Origin of the sequence: Ruania alkalisoli (assembly GCF_014960965.1) — a bacterium.
Lineage (GTDB): Bacteria > Actinomycetota > Actinomycetes > Actinomycetales > Beutenbergiaceae > Ruania > Ruania alkalisoli.
The window spans coordinates 1,904,206-1,919,299 of record NZ_CP063169.1 but is presented as its reverse complement, the minus strand read 5'-3'; the positions used below and the strand labels follow the sequence as shown (position 1 = coordinate 1,919,299).

Here is a 15,094-nt window from a genome sequence, read left to right as displayed (position 1 = left end):
GTCTTCTTCTCTCGTGGTCTTCAGGTGGTGGATTCGGTGGTGGCGGCGACGTCGATGTCGACGAGGACACGGTCGCCGTCATAACTCACCGGGTAGGTCGGGACCGGCCGGGTGGCCGGCAGCGACAGGGGGCGGCCGGTGCTGAGGTCGAAGGTGGACCCGTGCAGCCAGCACTCGATCGTGGCGCCCTCGACCTCTCCCTCGGAGAGGGACACCTGCCCGTGGGAGCAGATGTCCGACAGCGCGTAGTAGTCGCCATCCTCGGACCGGGCCAAGGCGATCTCGACGGGCGAGCCGTCCACGCCGTCGAGCTCGAGACGCATCGCCTCGCCGGGCTCGAGGTCCTCCTTCGAGGCGACGACCTGAGCCGTCATCCCTGTGCCTCGCCGGACTCGATCGCTTCGATCACCCGGCGTTCCTGCGAGACGTCCTCAGTGCCGGCCAGGTCTCCGAGTACGGCGTCCAGCTCGGCGTCGATCGCGGCCAGCAGCCGTTCCTCGACCGCCGGCACGCCGATCTTGGTGATCATCTCGGCGAAGAAGCCGCGCACCACGAGCCGACGGGCAGCCGCCTCGGGGATACCGCGTGAACGCAGGTAGAACAGCTGGTCGTCGTCGAAGCGCCCGGTGGCCGAGGCGTGCCCCGCACCTTCGATCTCTCCGGTCTCGATCTCCAGGTTCGGTACCGAGTCGGCACGGGCACCATCAGTGAGCACCAGGTTGCGGTTCAGCTCATAGGTGTCGGTACCTTCGGCGGCCTTGCGAATCAGCACGTCCCCGACCCAGACGCTGCGCGCGTCGTCCCCCTGCAGGGCACCCTTGTAGGTGACCCGGGAGGTGCAGTTGGGTACGGCATGGTCGACGAAGAGACGGTGCTCCTGGTGCTGGCCGGCATCGGCGAAGTAGAGGCCGTTCATCTCGACCTCACCGCCGGTCGCAGCGAACGCGGCCTCGGGGGTCAATCGAACGACATCGCCGCCGAGAGTGACCACGACGTGCTTGAGCGTGGCATCACGGCCGATCACGGCGCGGTGGGAGGCAGCGTGAACGGCCCCGGAGTCCCAGTCCTGCACGGAGACCACCCGCAGCGAGGCGCCGTCCGCGACATGGATCTCCACGGTCTGCGCGAGCTCAGCGCTGCCGCGGTGGTCCAGCACGACCACGGCCTCGCTGTGGTGCTCGGCGACGATGGTGATGTGCTGGGCGGCCGGCTCCTCGCCGCTGCCGCGCACGGTCAGCGTCGTCTCGCGCCCGGCCACGTGCTCGGCCGGGATCGTCACCAGCAGGCCTTCGGCGAAGGACTCCCACGCGACGGCGGAGATCCGGTCTCCCGGAGCGCCCGCCTTGCCGAGCCGGTCGTCGCTACGGTCGACATGCTCGACCCGCACGCCCTCGTCGGCCGTGACCTCGACCTGGGGGGGTGTACCGGTGAGCACGCCTGCCATCAGGCCCTGGAGCCGGTTCATGGGCGAGAACCGCCACACCTCTTCCCGGCCGTTCGGCACGTCGAAGTCGGCCAAGGCGAACGAGGTGGCGCGATCGGCGCGCGAGCCTTCCGGCGCGAGGCCGTGGCTGTGCGCGTCCTCGGCAGTGGCCCGAGTGTGGTCGGTCGTCAGACCGGTGTCTTGCGTCGTGGTGGTCGACATCAGCCGACGGCCCCTTCCATCTGCAGTTCGATGAGCCGGTTGAGCTCGAGGGCGTACTCCATGGGCAGCTCGCGGGCGATCGGCTCGACGAAGCCGCGCACGATCATCGCCATCGCCTCGGTCTCCTCCATCCCGCGGGACATGAGGTAGAACAGCTGGTCCTCGCTCACCTTGGAGACGGTGGCCTCGTGCCCCATCTCCACATCGTCCTCACGGACGTCGACGTACGGATAGGTGTCGGAGCGGGAGACCGTGTCCACCAGCAGCGCGTCGCACAGCACGTTGGACTTCGATGCGGCGGCACCGTCCATCACCTGCACGAGACCCCGGTAGGAGGCGCGGCCTCCCCCGCGGGCGACCGACTTGGAGACGATCGAGGAGGACGTGTGCGGGGCCATGTGCACCATCTTGGATCCGGTGTCCTGGTGCTGTCCTTCGCCGGCGAAGGCGATCGAGAGGGTCTCACCTCGGGCGTGCTCGCCCATCAGGTACACGGCCGGGTACTTCATGGTGACCTTGGAGCCGATATTGCCGTCGATCCACTCCATGGTGCCGCCGGCCTCGACCGTGGCGCGCTTGGTGACCAGGTTGTAGACGTTGTTCGACCAGTTCTGGATCGTCGTGTACCGCACGCGGGCGTCCTTCTTCACGATGATCTCCACGACCGCGGAGTGCAACGAGTCCGACGAGTAGATCGGAGCCGTGCAGCCCTCGACGTAGTGCACGTAGGAGCCTTCGTCGGCGATGATCAGGGTCCGCTCGAACTGGCCCATGTTCTCGGTGTTGATCCGGAAGTAGGCCTGCAGCGGGATCTCCACGTGCACGCCCGGCGGAACGTAGACGAAGGATCCGCCGGACCACACGGCGGTGTTCAGCGCGGCGAACTTGTTGTCGCCGGCGGGAATGACCGTGCCGAAGTACTCCTCGAAGATCTCCGGGTGCTCGCGCAGTGCGGTGTCGGTGTCGAGGAACTGCACACCCTGGCGCTCGAGTTCTTCGTTGATCTGGTGGTAGACCACCTCGGACTCGTACTGCGCGGCGACGCCCGCCACGAGACGCTGCTTCTCCGCCTCGGGGATGCCGAGCTTGTCGTAGGTCTCCTTGATCTCCTCAGGCAGGTCCTCCCAGGACTGCGCCTGCTTCTCGGTGGAGCGCACGAAGTACTTGATGTTGTCGAAGTCGATCCCGGTGAGGTCGGCACCCCAGTTCGGCATCGGCTTCTTCTCGAACAGCCGCAGGCCCTTGAGCCTGTTCTTGCGCATCCACTCCGACTCGTCCTTCATGTCGGAGATGTTGCGCACCACGGCCTCGGAGAGCCCGCGCTCGGCGTTGGCGCCGGCGTCGTCGGAGTCGTGCCAGCCGTAGTTGTAGGTACCGATCGAGGCGATCGTCTCGTCCTGCGTCAGCTGGCCCGTTGCCGGGGGCTGAGCCGGTGTGGTCTCGGTGGTCATCTCAGGCGCTCTCATTCCTTCGCGCGGGTGGGGATCGTCACGGGTATGTGAGTGGTGCAGACGTGCTCGCCGCCGGCGAGCGTGGCCAGTCGTTGTACGTGCACGCCGAGCAGGTCGGCGAACGCCTCCGTCTCGGCCTCGCACAGTTGCGGGAACTTCGCCGCGATCTGCTGCACGGGGCAGTGCCCCTGGCAGAGCTGGACGGCGATCGTGTCGGTGGCCCCGATCGGCCTGGAGGTCGCCGCGTACCCGTCCTGGCTCAGGGCGTGTGCGAGCGCCGCGGCCCGGGCGTGCAGATCCTCCCCGGCGGCCTCGACGGCGTCGCGGTAACGCGTCGTCAGATCGGCCGATCGGTGCCGGGCGAAGGCCTCCACCGCTTCGGGGCCGATCTCGTCACCGAGCTGTTGCAGGGCTTGAACGGCCAACTCGGCATAGGCCTCACCTGCGGGGCTGTGAGCTGCGGGGGTGGCAATGTAGCGCTTGGCGGGCCGACCCCGTCCACGTGGCGTGGACGTGGTGTCTTCCCGCACGGTGATCTGGCCTGCCCGCTCGAGGGCCCCGAGGTGGCGGCGGATCGCGGCGGATGTCAGATCCAACCGGTCGGCCATGTCTGCAGCGGTGATCGGGCCGAGTTCGATGATGAGATCACGCACGCGGTCACGCGTGGTGGCCTCACTCTCTTCCAGATGCTCCACACTCATCCGCTCACCTCCTCACCGCTCACAGCGGCTGTCAATTAGTGAACATTCTCCTTTCTCAAATGGGTGGACGCAAGCAAGGCGATCCTTAGTGAGAGACCGCACACACCCGCTGCGGCCTCGCGTCAGGCAGACGCACGTGCCGTCGTCGGGGATCGGCAGGGCAGCGCGTACGCTTGGACGCCGTGACCTGCCCAGTCGAGCTGACGGACGTCCATCGTTCGTTCGGCACCACCCGCGCCCTGGCCGGCCTGTCCCTTCGGGCCGGCGCGGGCGAGATCACCGCCGTCCTCGGCCCCAATGGTGCAGGCAAGACCACCGCGATGGAGATATGCGAAGGCCTGCAGCGACCGGACTCCGGAACGGTGCGGGTCCTGGGTCACGACCCCCGCACGGCCCCTCAGGTGCTGCGTCCCCGCGTCGGCGTGATGGTGCAGGACGGCGGGTTGCCCGTGATGGCCCGCGCGGAGGAGCTGCTGCGGCATGTGGCACGGCTCTATGCGCACCCACGTGAGGTGAACGACCTCGTGGACGCACTCGGCCTCGCACCCTTCGCCCGCACCTCGGTCCGGCGACTCTCAGGCGGGCAACGTCAGCGCCTGGCTTTGGCGATCGCCCTGGTGGGTCGACCGGAGCTGGTCTTCCTGGACGAGCCGAGCGCGGGCCTGGATCCGCAGGCCCGGTTGGCCGTCTGGGAGCTGGTGCGGTCCCTGCGTGCGGACGGCGTGAGCGTCGTCCTGAGCACCCACCTGATGGACGAGGCCGCCCAGCTGGCCGACCGCGTGGTCATCATCGACCACGGAGCCGTGATCGCCGAGGGTACGGTCACCGAGTTGACCACGCCCGTCACCCCGCCCCGCGTCGCCACGGCAGCTGTCCCCCCAGCCCACGACGGCGCCCCTCGCCCCACCGATCAGCCCGACCCAGCCGTGGGGTCCCTTCAGCTGACGGGCCGCTTCACACCCGAGGCGAGGGCCGCCGTCGAGGAGCTTGCGCAGCGATACGAGCTTCAGGTGCACGGCTCGGAGGCCGTGGGCGGCCTGGGTGCACACCGCACACTCGAAGATGTCTTCCTCGACTTGACCGGACGGAGTCTTCGATGAGGGTGCCCGCAGACCAGGTGGCACTCACCGGCCCCCGCCCCGGTGGCGCGAGCCCATGGCTGGTGCGGGTGGTCTCGCACGCCGGGTTCGAGGTCCGGAATCTGCTGCGCAACGGCGAGCAGCTGCTGCTGACCCTGATCCTGCCGGCTCTGGTGCTCGTCGTGCTCTCGCGCACGTCCCTGGTGCGCCTGGAGACGAACGGGATGCCGGCGATCGACGTGGCTGCACCGGGCGTGCTGGCGCTGGCCGTGATGTCGACGGCCTTCACCTCGCAAGCGATCGCGACAGGTTTCGACCGGCGCGCCGGGGCACTGCGCCTGCTCGCCACCACTCCCCTGGGCCGCACCGGTCTCCTCGGTGGCAAGGCGCTGGGCGTGCTGGTCATGGAGGTGCTGCAGGTTCTCGTGCTGGGGTCCCTGGCCCTGGCGCTGGGGTGGGCACCAGAGCCGAGCGGGATCGGACTCGCCGTGGCGGCAGTGCTCCTGGGGACGGCATGCTTCACCGCATTGGCCCTGCTGCTGGCTGGGACCTTGCGTGCCGAGGCAGTGCTGGCCGGTGCGAACCTGCTGTGGCTGTTGCTGGTGGTTGGTGGCGGCGTCCTGCTGCCGGCCACGGGGCTGACCCGGTTCCTGCCCTCGGGCGCGCTCGGCGAGGCGCTGCGGACCTCTCTCACCGGCGGGCCGGTGGCCGAGACCGCGCTGTCACTCGGGGTGCTGTCAGGGTGGACGGTGATCTTCACCGCGGCGACTGCGCGCTGGTTCCGCTGGCAGTGACGTGATGAACCTGGGCGCACCCGTTGATCGGGTGTTCCCCGTCACACGGTGAAGTCCGGTAGGGCAGTCGGCGCGGATTACCGTAGGGACGTGCAGCCTCAGACCATCGCCAGGTTGACCACGATCGCCGTGGTGAGCAACGTCGTCGTGCAGATCCTCATCATCGGCACCGGCGGGGCCGTGCGCTTGACCGGTTCCGGGCTCGGGTGCTCCACGTGGCCGAACTGCGAGCCCGGTCAGTTCACGCCGTCATTCCATGACGCCACCTCGATTCATCCCTATGTCGAGTTCGGCAATCGGGTGCTGGGCGCCGTGGTCGTGCTGGTGGCCCTGCTTGTGGTGGCCCTGGTGCAGGCGTCGCGGGTATCCGGGGTGCGCCCGGCTCCGACGATTGCCTACCAGCGGCTGGCTGTCCTCCCGCTGGTGCTGTCCGTGCTGCAGGCTGTCCTCGGCGGGCTGACGGTTCGCTTCGAACTGCATCCGGCGCTGGTGGGCTCGCACTTCCTCATCTCGGCGGTGCTGGTGTGGATCTCCGCGTGGCTGGTGACCGGGTGGTTCCGGCCGATGCGCAGCCGGCCCGTGCTGGGGGCCGGCGCCCGCCGGCTGGGCTGGGCGATGGCCACGGTGGCTGGTGTGGTGGTGATCCTGGGGATGATCGTCACCGGCTCGGGTCCGCATTCCGGGGACGCCGACGTCGGCTACCGGTTCGCTGTGGACCCGGTGGCCGTAGCACGCCTGCACAGTGCCTCGGTGTGGGTGTTCTCCGCCCTGCTGGTGGCCTTCACCGTCGTGACGCATCGCGCCGACGGCGGCGCACCGGCATCGAGGATGCGACGCCACACATGGGTGCTGGTGGTGGTCACGCTCGTTCAGGGAGCGATCGGGTACGTGCAGTACTTCACCGGGCTACCCGAGCTCTTGGTCGGAATGCACATGGTCGGTGCAGCCCTCCTGGTGGCCGCGACCGCGTTCACGCTCGCGAGCATGTATGAACGCAGCCCGCGGGCAGCTCTGACGAACTGAGGCACGAGCCAGCAGTTCCCTGACCCCCGCAGGTGAACGGCCGGCCGAACGTCCACCAGCGGCGCTAACGACGGTGCCCTCGCGGGAGGGTGAGCCTCAGTCGCGGTGCCAGGCCGGCTGCCACGGAGTGTCGGCGGGGCGCAGGGCCGACCATCCGCCGTCGCGGGCCGCTTGCGCTGCCAGCACACCGGTGACCGTGCTCGGGTTGTGGATCCGGCCGGCGAGCGCGGCGGCGACGGCGTCGGCGAGCGGCACCCAGGCCAGTTCCATCCCGATCTCCTCCGCCTCCCGCTGATACCGGTCGGCCTCGGGAACGACAGACAGGTCGCGGGCGAGGAAGATCCGGATACGTTCGTCGCTGCCGCCGGGGGTCGTGAAGAAGTCGACGAGCGTATGCCAGGTGGCCGCTCGCAGGTCCGCCTCCTCGGTCAGCTCGCGGGCGGCCGCGTGCTGCAACGGCTCCCCCGGCACGTCGAGCAGACCCGCGGGTACCTCCCACAGGTGGGCACGCACAGGGTGGCGGTACTGACGGAGCAGGGCCACACGCTCCGCATCGTCCAGTGCCACCACGGCAACTGCCCCGGGATGACGGACAAACTCGCGCCGCACAGTGCCACCAGCGCCGAGGGACACGGACTCCGCCACCAGGTCCATCACATAGCCGGTGTGCAGTTCCTCGGTGGACGAGGTCGGCAGGTCGACGCGCTCGTCGTGTACCTGGCGGGCCGGGCGCCGATCGTCAGGCATGCTCGGCCGACTGTGCCGGCTCCACCTCGAGCAGTCGGGTCTCCCGCTGGCGCTCGAGGCCGGCGCGGACCAAACCGATGAAGAGCGGGTGCGCCCGCGTGGGGCGGGACTTGAACTCCGGGTGGGCCTGAGTGGCCACGTAGTACGGATGCTTGTCCCGGTCGAGCTCGACAAACTCCACGAGCGAGGAGTCCGGAGACCTGCCGCTGATCTGCAGGCCCGCCTCAGCGAGCGCATCACGATAGGAGTTGTTGACCTCGTATCGATGCCGGTGCCGTTCACTCACCCGCTCGCTGCCATAGGTCTCGGCCACGACCGAGCCCGGTGTGAGCACGGCGTCATAGGCACCCAGCCGCATCGTGCCGCCCAGGTCTCCCTCGCCGTCGATGATCGCCAGTTGCTCGGCCATGGTGGCCACCACCGGGTCCGGTGTGCTCGGATCAAACTCGGAGGAGGACGCATCGGCCAGTCCCAGCACGTTGCGGGCGTACTCGATCACCATGCACTGAAGACCCAGGCAGATGCCCAGGGTCGGCACCTGGTGCTCGCGGGCCCATCGCAGCGCACCGAGCTTGCCCTCGATGCCGCGCACGCCGAAACCACCGGGCACCAGGACGCCATCGACCCCGCTGAGCGCCTTCTGCGCGGCCTCCGGTGTACGGCAGTCGTCCGAGGGGACCCAGCGGATACGGACCCGGGTGTTGGTGTGGAAACCGCCCGCCCGCAATGCCTCGGTGACAGAGAGGTAGGCATCGGGAAGATCCACGTACTTGCCGACCAGTGCGATCTCCACCTCGTCAGCTGGGTGGTGCACACGCTGCAGGAGCACGTTCCACGTGTCCCAGTCGACGTCCCGGAAGGGAATGTTCAGCCGGCGGATCACGTAGGCGTCGAGGCCCTCGGAGTGGATGACCTTCGGGATGTCGTAGATGCTGGGGGCGTCCACGCACGTGATGACGGCCTCACGGTCGACGTCGCACATCGAGGCGATCTTCGCCTTGACACCCTCGGGAATGTCGCGGTCCGCCCGGCACACGATCGCATCCGGCTGGATGCCGATACTGCGCAGGGCGGCCACCGAGTGCTGAGTGGGTTTGGTCTTCAGCTCACCGCTGGGGCCGAGATAGGGCACGAGTGAGACGTGCACGAAGAAGACGTTGTCGCGGCCGATGTCCTGGCGTACCTGCCGGGCTGCCTCGAGGAACGGCTGGGATTCGATGTCCCCGACCGTGCCGCCGACCTCGGTGATGATCACGTCCGGCGCCTGACCGGTCGCTGGACTGGCCTGGGCCCGCATGCGGCGCTTGATCTCATCGGTGATGTGCGGGATGACCTGGACCGTGTCGCCCAGGTACTCCCCGCGCCGCTCCTTGGCGATGACATGCGAATAGACCACGCCGGTGGTCACATTCGCCCCGGCGTCGAGGTTGACATCGAGGAACCGCTCGTAGTGCCCGATGTCCAGGTCGGTCTCAGCGCCATCCTCGGTGACGAACACCTCACCATGCTGGAAGGGGTTCATCGTGCCAGGATCGACATTGAGGTACGGGTCGAGCTTCTGCATCGTGACCCGAAGGCCACGGCCACGCAGCAAGTGCCCGAGGCTGGACGCCGTCAGGCCCTTCCCGAGGGAGGAAGCCACCCCTCCTGTGACGAAGATGTGCCGCGGGACGCCGCCCGCCTGCCCGGAGTTCGAAGTGATCACCACGGGCTTCTACGCTATCACCGGATCGGTCACCTCGGCGTAGATCCGCTCAAGCTGGGCATGCGCGTCGTCCACCGTCGGCAGCTCGGCGGCCCTCGCGAGAGCACGGGCACGCAGGTCCGCAGCGAGGTCATGGTCAGTGAGCACACGGGTGATCGCCGAGGTCAGGGCGTCCGGATCGCCGTAGGGCACCAGCAACGCGGCGTCACCGGTGACCTCCCGCGTGCCGCCGACGTCGGTCGCCACCACCGGGACCCCGGCGGCTAGAGCCTCCTGCACGTTCAACGGCTGCCCTTCCCAGGCACTCGTGCTCACCAGCACATCAGCCGACGCGAGCATCGCAGGTACATCGCGCCGGCGTCCGAGGAGTGTCACCGGGAGAGCCTCGCCCAGCACCTGGTCGGCGAGCTCATCCATGAGCGGGCCACTGCCCGCCACCAACCAGCGAGCGGTAGGCATCCGGTCGGCGAGCAGGGCAGCCGAGTCGGCCAGCAGGCCCAGGCCCTTCTGCGGGGCGAGCCGGGCGAGCGTGAGCACGATCTGGTCGTCTGGTCCCACGCCCGCGGCCCGGCGCGCCGTCTCGTGCCAGCTGTCAGCACCCGGAGCATGTGTCGGCGCGGGAACGAGCCCGCGCTCGGCCCGACGGGCGCCGTGCGCCAGGGCATCGGCCACCAGATCACCACTGACACCGAGGACCACATCGGCCCTGGCGGTGATCATGCGCAGCAGACCGGCCCCCACCGAACGCACCCCGTGCCCACCGACGGCGGCGTTGTGCAAGGTCACCACGAGAGCCGTCCGTTCGGGGGTGGGCGTGCTCAGAGCGAGTGCGGCCAGGGCACCGGCGCGCAGTCCGTGGGCATGCAGCACATCGGCTCCGCGGGCGATACGGCGGATGCGTGCAACGGCAGCGGCGTCCCCGGCCCGCGGGCGGTCGCGCACGTCGATCACGCTCGTGTGCACCGGGGACGCGATATCGGTGAGCGCTTCGCGCGGCCCGGCCAGGATCACCCGGTTGTCTCGGGCGAGCGCCGAGGCCATCTCGCGCACGTGCCGGCCGATCCCACCATCGGTGGAACCGGTCAGCTGGACGATTCTGCGATCAGGCACGGCGTCTCCTCACGATGCTCAGGATCCCACGATCCCCGATGAGCACACAGCCGGCGACGACGGCGAGAGCCAGGGCTGTACCGCTGCCGCCGGCGATCACGGCGGCCACCGCACCCTCACCCAGGCGGTCCAGCCCTTGCGCGGTGGCCCACCGCCCCCCGGCGGCCCCCAAGAGCGCTCCGACGCCCACCACGAGGGTCGTGCGCACCACCGGTCCCGGGATCCGTTCACGGAGAGCGAGCGCCAGCAGCACCACCAGGGCAAGGCCGGCAACGGTCATCCCGGCCGCATGCGCTCCACCCAGCACCAGCAGCGTCCTCGGCCCATCGCCACCCTCGGGAGCGAGCGTGAGCACCCCGAGGACGGCCGTGACGGTGACCGTGAGCCAGCCCAACGCCGTGGCCGAGACCGCCGCGCGGTTGCGATCCATCGTGTAGAGAACACGTGCGACGAGGAAGATCGTCGACAGGCCGATCACGCCCGGTGCCATCACCGACAGCGCCGTCGCCATCCCGGTGGTGTCGTTGGCACACTCGCCCGAGGGATCACATCCAGCGAACAGCTGCTCCACTGCTGGCGCCACGGCCACGAGCGCTCCCGCCCCGAGTACTGCCACGGCGAGCACCGCTCGTAGAGCAGTCCAGACGGTCTGGTGCAGGCTGTCGTCCTCGACGGCCGCCAGCTCCGCCAGCCGTGGGAAGGCGGCCGTGGCCAGGGGTACCGCCAGGACGGCGTAGGGCAGCAGATAGACCGCCTGCGTCCACTGGAACACCAAGATCGTGCCCGCGTCACCACCGGTACGGGCGACCCACAGCACGGCCAGCACCGACAGCTGCTGGGCGAGGAGCGAGCCCAGGCCGGCCAGCGCGAGTGACCTTGCCCGCCCGGCGACACCGGGCGGGAAGCGGAAGGTGGGGCGCAGCCGCACACCGCACCGGCGCACAGGGATCAGCAGCGGGAGCGAGAGCGCGGCGACCCCGGCCGTCGTTCCCCAGGCGAGCCACGCGAAGGCCGCGTCCGGGAGCGCTCCGGGAGAATCTTGCAGCCCGTCGGCGAGCAGGCCGAACACCAGATAACTCACGATCACCACGCCGGTGGAGGCGATGGGGGCCAGAACCGGAGCCAGGAACCGCCGGTGTGCCTGTAGGACGCCGGTGAGCACCACGCCGATGCCGTAGAGCACAACCTGCGGTGCGAACACCTGGAGGAAACGAGTCGTCGCCTCCACCTGGACCGCTGGATCCGTTCCGGCCGCATCGGGCAGCAGGCCGGCGATGGGGCGCGCCAGCACAGTGAGCGCCACCGCGACCGGCAGCAGTGCTGCCACCGCCCACGTCAGGAGCGCTGAGGAGGTCCGGTCGACATCCTGGCGCACCTGGCGGGCGATGGGGCCGGCCAGCAACGGGATCACGGCACCGGCCAGGGCCCCACCGGCGACCACCTCGTAGAGGACGTTCGGCACCATGTTCGCGGCGGCGTATGCGTCACCAACGGCGCCCGAGCGCACGGTCTCTGCCTGGACCAGCCAACGTCCGAAGCCGAGCAGCCGGGAGGCGATGGTCAGCGCAGCGATCATGGTCGCCGCCCCGGCCACCGAGCCGAGCAGGCGGCGCGTCGTCACGGCTGGCGACCCCAGCCGTCGATAGCGCGCAGCACCGGTGTCTTCGCGATCGCGGCCGAGAAGCTGACCTTCTCGCTCGCCAGGATGAGCATGACGACGGCCCCCAGGGCCGCGAACCGGACCTCCGGTCGTGGATGGGCCGCGGCCGCGCTTCCGAGCAGTGCACCGAGAGCGTTCGCACCGGTGTCGCCAAGCATCGTCCGCTCACCGAGATCGCTGGGCAGAGACGCTGCCGCGACGCCACCGGCTGCGGCAGCCAGGTCTCCGGTGGTGCCCGGCTGAGTGAGCATCGAAGCTGTCAGGAGCGTCGCTACCTTCAGTGCTCGCCCAGGCCGCAGGTCGAACAGGTTGATCAGGTTGGCGGTACCGGCGATCAGCGCGCCCGAGGCGAGCACGTCAGCCATCCGGACAGGCAGGGGAACGGACCGCGTCGCTCCCCGCCGTCCGCCGTCAGTGAGCAGGGCGGCAGCCCCGACGGCGCAGCTGGAGATCCCGAGCAGCTTGGCCGCCCCTGTGGTCACCCGGCCTCCTGCGAGCGCCCGGAGATGGCCACGCAGGCCACGAGTCGCGGCAGGGGTCGGGTCGAGATCGTCCAGCAAGCCGAAGACGCCTCCGGCTGTCGTGGCCAGCACAGCTCCGGCAGTCTCGCCGGGCCGGCCCGGGACGGTGGCGACAGCGGCGGCCACGACGCTCCCGAGCCCGGCGGCCAGACCACCACGTAGATGGACCCGACGACCGCGGAAGTTCGTCCGCTCCCAGCGGCCGCCCAGCTCAGTGGTGCGTTGCATCAGCACAGCTGCCGCCGCAACCGTCGCCGCACCCGCGGTCGTCGCGACCCCGCGCCTGGTCAGCTTCATCCGTCGGCCTGGTCCGCATCCGCCGACTGCTCAGCATCCGCGCTCTGGTCGTCATCGGTGTCGTCGGTCTGGTCGTCATCAGCGTCGTCGGTGCTCTGGTCATCGGCCCCCACGGGACCGGGCGCGAAGGCTGCCGGATCGGGCAGGTCAAGCGTCACGGGCTCGGGCAGGACCAGATCAGCCGATTCCTCGAGGCCGAACTGAGCACCCTCCCCGGCGATCGTGGCGGCCAGCGCCAGCGGGACGGTGACCTGCCCGGTGATGGTACCGACGGAGTCGACGCTGGTGATGGCGACATCGTCGGTGTCCGAACCGGAGCGCAAGGCGGCCAGCAGCGTCCCCGCGCCACCGTCGACGCCGGCCAGTACCGAACCCTCACCGGTCTCAGCGATCCCTGCGGCGAGGACGAGGTAAGCCTCGTTGGTCGTCTCTGCCTCGGTGAGCTCGGCGTCGGTGAGCGGTTCGTCGTGGTGGTCGTTGGGGCCGACCACCACGGTGGCATAGGCAGGACCCTCGACGGTGCTGGACTCTGTGACCAACTCGGAGGTGCGCAGGATCTCCAGGATGTCGTCCGCCTCGGCTGAACGCCGCTGGGGGGCGCCGGGGTCTCGCAACGTCAACGACTGCCCGAGCGCTTGCGCGAGCACGTGATCAGCAGGGGTGGAAGCGTCGGGGGCCGGATTGAGCTGAGCGACCAGATTCTCTGCGATCCCGGCTCGGAACGCCGTCTCGGCGGGATCGGTCCATCCGGGTGCCACCGCTACCCTGCCGGAGATGGCGGCGCCGGCCTGCACCAGGCGGGCCTCAACGGCCTCGGCGACGGCCGAATCGGTCTCCGGCAGTGTCACGATCGCAACCGTACGTCCCTCCAGGACGCCGTCGTAGAGTTGCGGTGCAGCCTCGGTGAGGAAGGTGCTCCGGCCCTGAAGTGCCGCCTCGGCGACGTCGAGATCCTCCCGCAGCGCGTCCTTCTCGGCGCGCAACTGCTCGACCTGCCCGGAGAGCTCGTCAGCGATGTAGTCGCGGAGCGGTCCAGCGCCCAGCACGATGCCCACGGCGAGCGCGAGGAACACCGAGATGAGTGACACGATGTGGTAGCGGAAGTCGATCACTGGGTTGTCTTTCTCGTTGCGGGCCCTAGCGGTGCGTGTCGGAAGCCACGCACCGCTAGAAGAGCCCCGTGAACAGGTCCCGTATCCAGGACCAGAAGTCGTCGAAGCGGGCAAGCAGGATCCCGAAGAACGCCTGGCCCGCCGGTGTCGCGGCCGCAGCCGCCGTGAGGGCCGCGAGGCCGGCAAGGATCAGCGCGGTGACCTGCCAGTTGGAGATCCGGTGCCGGTACAGGCGGGAAACACCCTTGGCGTCGATGAGCTTGCCCCCCACCCGCAGCCGGGTCAGAAAGGTACTCGCCATGCCGGCGCGGCCCTTATCGAGGAACTCCACCAACGTCTCGTGCGTGCCGACTGCGACGATCAGAGAGGCCCCCTTCTCGTCCGCGAGCAACATGGCGACGTCCTCGCTCGTACCGGTGGCCGGGAAGGTCACGTGCCGCACTCCGAGGTCCTTCACACGTTCCAGCCCGGGGGCGCGTCCGTCCCGGTACGCGTGAACTACGATCTCGGCTCCGCTGCGCAGCGCTTTGTCGGATACGGAGTCCATGTCCCCGACGATCATGTCTGGACGCAGTCCCTCCTCCAGGATCGCGTCCGCTCCACCGTCGACGCCGACCAGGAGCGGACGGTACTCACGGACGTAGGAACGCAGCATCGCGAGGTCCTCCCGGTAGGAGTAGCCACGCACGACGATCAACACATGCCGGCCATCGAAGTCGGTTCGTACCGTCGGCACACCGACGCCGTCGAGCAGCAGCTCGCGTTCGCGCCGCATGTAGTCCATCGTGTTGGCGGCGAAGGCTTCGAGCTGCACTGACAGGCCGGCCTTGGCCTCTTCCATGGCCGTCTCGACGGACTCGCCAGTCTGGACAGTGCCTTCGGCGATGATCGTGCCGTCGGCGGCGACGACCGCGCCCTCGACGATCCGCACCCGTGCCCCCTCGCGCAGGGTCATGATGTCGGGCCCGAGATCGTCGATGAGCGGGATACCGGCGTCGATGACGATCTGCGGCCCCAGGTTGGGGTAGCGGCCGGAGATGGAGGGTGCGGCATTCAGCACCGCAGCGGGTCGGCACGCCACGAGGGCCTCAGCCGAGACACGGTCCAGGTCGAGGTGGTCGATGACGGCGACCTCCTCTGGCCGGAGACGCTTGGTCAGCGACTTCGTCCGAGGGTCGACTCGAACGGGGGCGAGGGTCTCATCGGCGTCATCCTCGTCCCTGGCTCGGCGACGTAGCAGGGAGATCAT

At 69.3% G+C, this 15,094-nt stretch carries 14 protein-coding genes; 3 read left to right on the top strand and 11 right to left on the bottom strand.

What is annotated here, in order from left to right; genetic code table 11:
- Nucleotides 1-20 precede the first annotated feature (20 nt).
- From IM660_RS08400 to IM660_RS08385, 4 genes are read right to left on the bottom strand one after another with little or no spacing between them, the layout of a single operon-like run.
- The gene (locus IM660_RS08400; RefSeq protein WP_159622407.1) at nucleotides 21-374 is read right to left on the bottom strand and encodes a non-heme iron oxygenase ferredoxin subunit; all 354 of its coding nucleotides are present in this window, start codon (nucleotides 372-374) and stop codon (nucleotides 21-23) included.
- Nucleotides 371-1,645 (bottom strand): Fe-S cluster assembly protein SufD, encoded by a 1,275-nt coding sequence (gene sufD / locus IM660_RS08395; RefSeq protein WP_193498873.1) that lies wholly within the window; start codon nucleotides 1,643-1,645, stop codon nucleotides 371-373. Before sufD ends, IM660_RS08400 begins: the two co-directional genes overlap by 4 nt.
- Entirely contained in the window at nucleotides 1,645-3,096 is a 1,452-nt protein-coding gene (gene sufB, locus IM660_RS08390) for a Fe-S cluster assembly protein SufB (RefSeq protein ID WP_193498872.1), read from the bottom strand. The genes sufD and sufB overlap by 1 nt, the downstream gene beginning before the upstream one ends.
- Nucleotides 3,097-3,107: 11 nt before the next feature.
- Complete coding sequence (locus IM660_RS08385; RefSeq protein WP_193498871.1) at nucleotides 3,108-3,797, bottom strand: helix-turn-helix transcriptional regulator; 690 nt, start codon at nucleotides 3,795-3,797, stop codon at nucleotides 3,108-3,110.
- 182 nt (nucleotides 3,798-3,979) lie between these two features.
- Between IM660_RS08385 and IM660_RS08380 the strand changes: the two genes are divergently transcribed.
- From IM660_RS08380 to IM660_RS08370, 3 genes are all read left to right on the top strand, one after another.
- Nucleotides 3,980-4,897 (top strand): ABC transporter ATP-binding protein, encoded by a 918-nt coding sequence (locus IM660_RS08380; RefSeq protein ID WP_193498870.1) that lies wholly within the window; start codon nucleotides 3,980-3,982, stop codon nucleotides 4,895-4,897.
- The gene (locus IM660_RS08375; protein WP_193498869.1) at nucleotides 4,894-5,670 is read left to right on the top strand and encodes an ABC transporter permease; all 777 of its coding nucleotides are present in this window, start codon (nucleotides 4,894-4,896) and stop codon (nucleotides 5,668-5,670) included. Before IM660_RS08380 ends, IM660_RS08375 begins: the two co-directional genes overlap by 4 nt.
- Nucleotides 5,671-5,760: 90 nt before the next feature.
- Nucleotides 5,761-6,693 carry a COX15/CtaA family protein gene (locus IM660_RS08370; RefSeq protein ID WP_193498868.1) on the top strand — a complete coding sequence of 311 codons (933 nt, stop codon included), beginning with the start codon at nucleotides 5,761-5,763 and terminating at the stop codon, nucleotides 6,691-6,693.
- A gap of 96 nt (nucleotides 6,694-6,789) precedes the next feature.
- Here the strand turns inward: IM660_RS08370 and IM660_RS08365 are convergent, their stop codons facing one another.
- The 7 genes from IM660_RS08365 to steA form a co-directional block, all read right to left on the bottom strand.
- Entirely contained in the window at nucleotides 6,790-7,440 is a 651-nt protein-coding gene (locus tag IM660_RS08365) for an NUDIX domain-containing protein (RefSeq protein WP_193498867.1), read from the bottom strand.
- On the bottom strand, nucleotides 7,433-9,148 hold the full coding sequence (gene pyrG, locus IM660_RS08360; protein ID WP_246465219.1) for a CTP synthase: 1,716 nt from the start codon (nucleotides 9,146-9,148) through the stop codon (nucleotides 7,433-7,435). Before pyrG ends, IM660_RS08365 begins: the two co-directional genes overlap by 8 nt.
- 6 nt (nucleotides 9,149-9,154) lie before the next feature.
- Nucleotides 9,155-10,255 carry a glycosyltransferase family 4 protein gene (locus IM660_RS08355; RefSeq protein ID WP_210769098.1) on the bottom strand — a complete coding sequence of 367 codons (1,101 nt, stop codon included), beginning with the start codon at nucleotides 10,253-10,255 and terminating at the stop codon, nucleotides 9,155-9,157.
- Nucleotides 10,248-11,876, bottom strand: coding sequence for a murein biosynthesis integral membrane protein MurJ (gene murJ, locus IM660_RS08350; RefSeq protein ID WP_193498866.1), 1,629 nt, complete (start codon nucleotides 11,874-11,876; stop codon nucleotides 10,248-10,250). The genes IM660_RS08355 and murJ overlap by 8 nt, the downstream gene beginning before the upstream one ends.
- The gene (locus IM660_RS08345) at nucleotides 11,873-12,664 is read right to left on the bottom strand and encodes a hypothetical protein (protein WP_246465218.1); all 792 of its coding nucleotides are present in this window, start codon (nucleotides 12,662-12,664) and stop codon (nucleotides 11,873-11,875) included. Before IM660_RS08345 ends, murJ begins: the two co-directional genes overlap by 4 nt.
- A 65-nt stretch (nucleotides 12,665-12,729) precedes the next feature.
- Complete coding sequence (locus tag IM660_RS08340) at nucleotides 12,730-13,845, bottom strand: copper transporter (protein ID WP_193498864.1); 1,116 nt, start codon at nucleotides 13,843-13,845, stop codon at nucleotides 12,730-12,732.
- 55 nt (nucleotides 13,846-13,900) lie between these two features.
- Nucleotides 13,901-15,094: a putative cytokinetic ring protein SteA gene (steA, locus tag IM660_RS08335; protein ID WP_193498863.1), complete on the bottom strand. Its 1,194-nt coding sequence runs from the start codon at nucleotides 15,092-15,094 to the stop codon at nucleotides 13,901-13,903.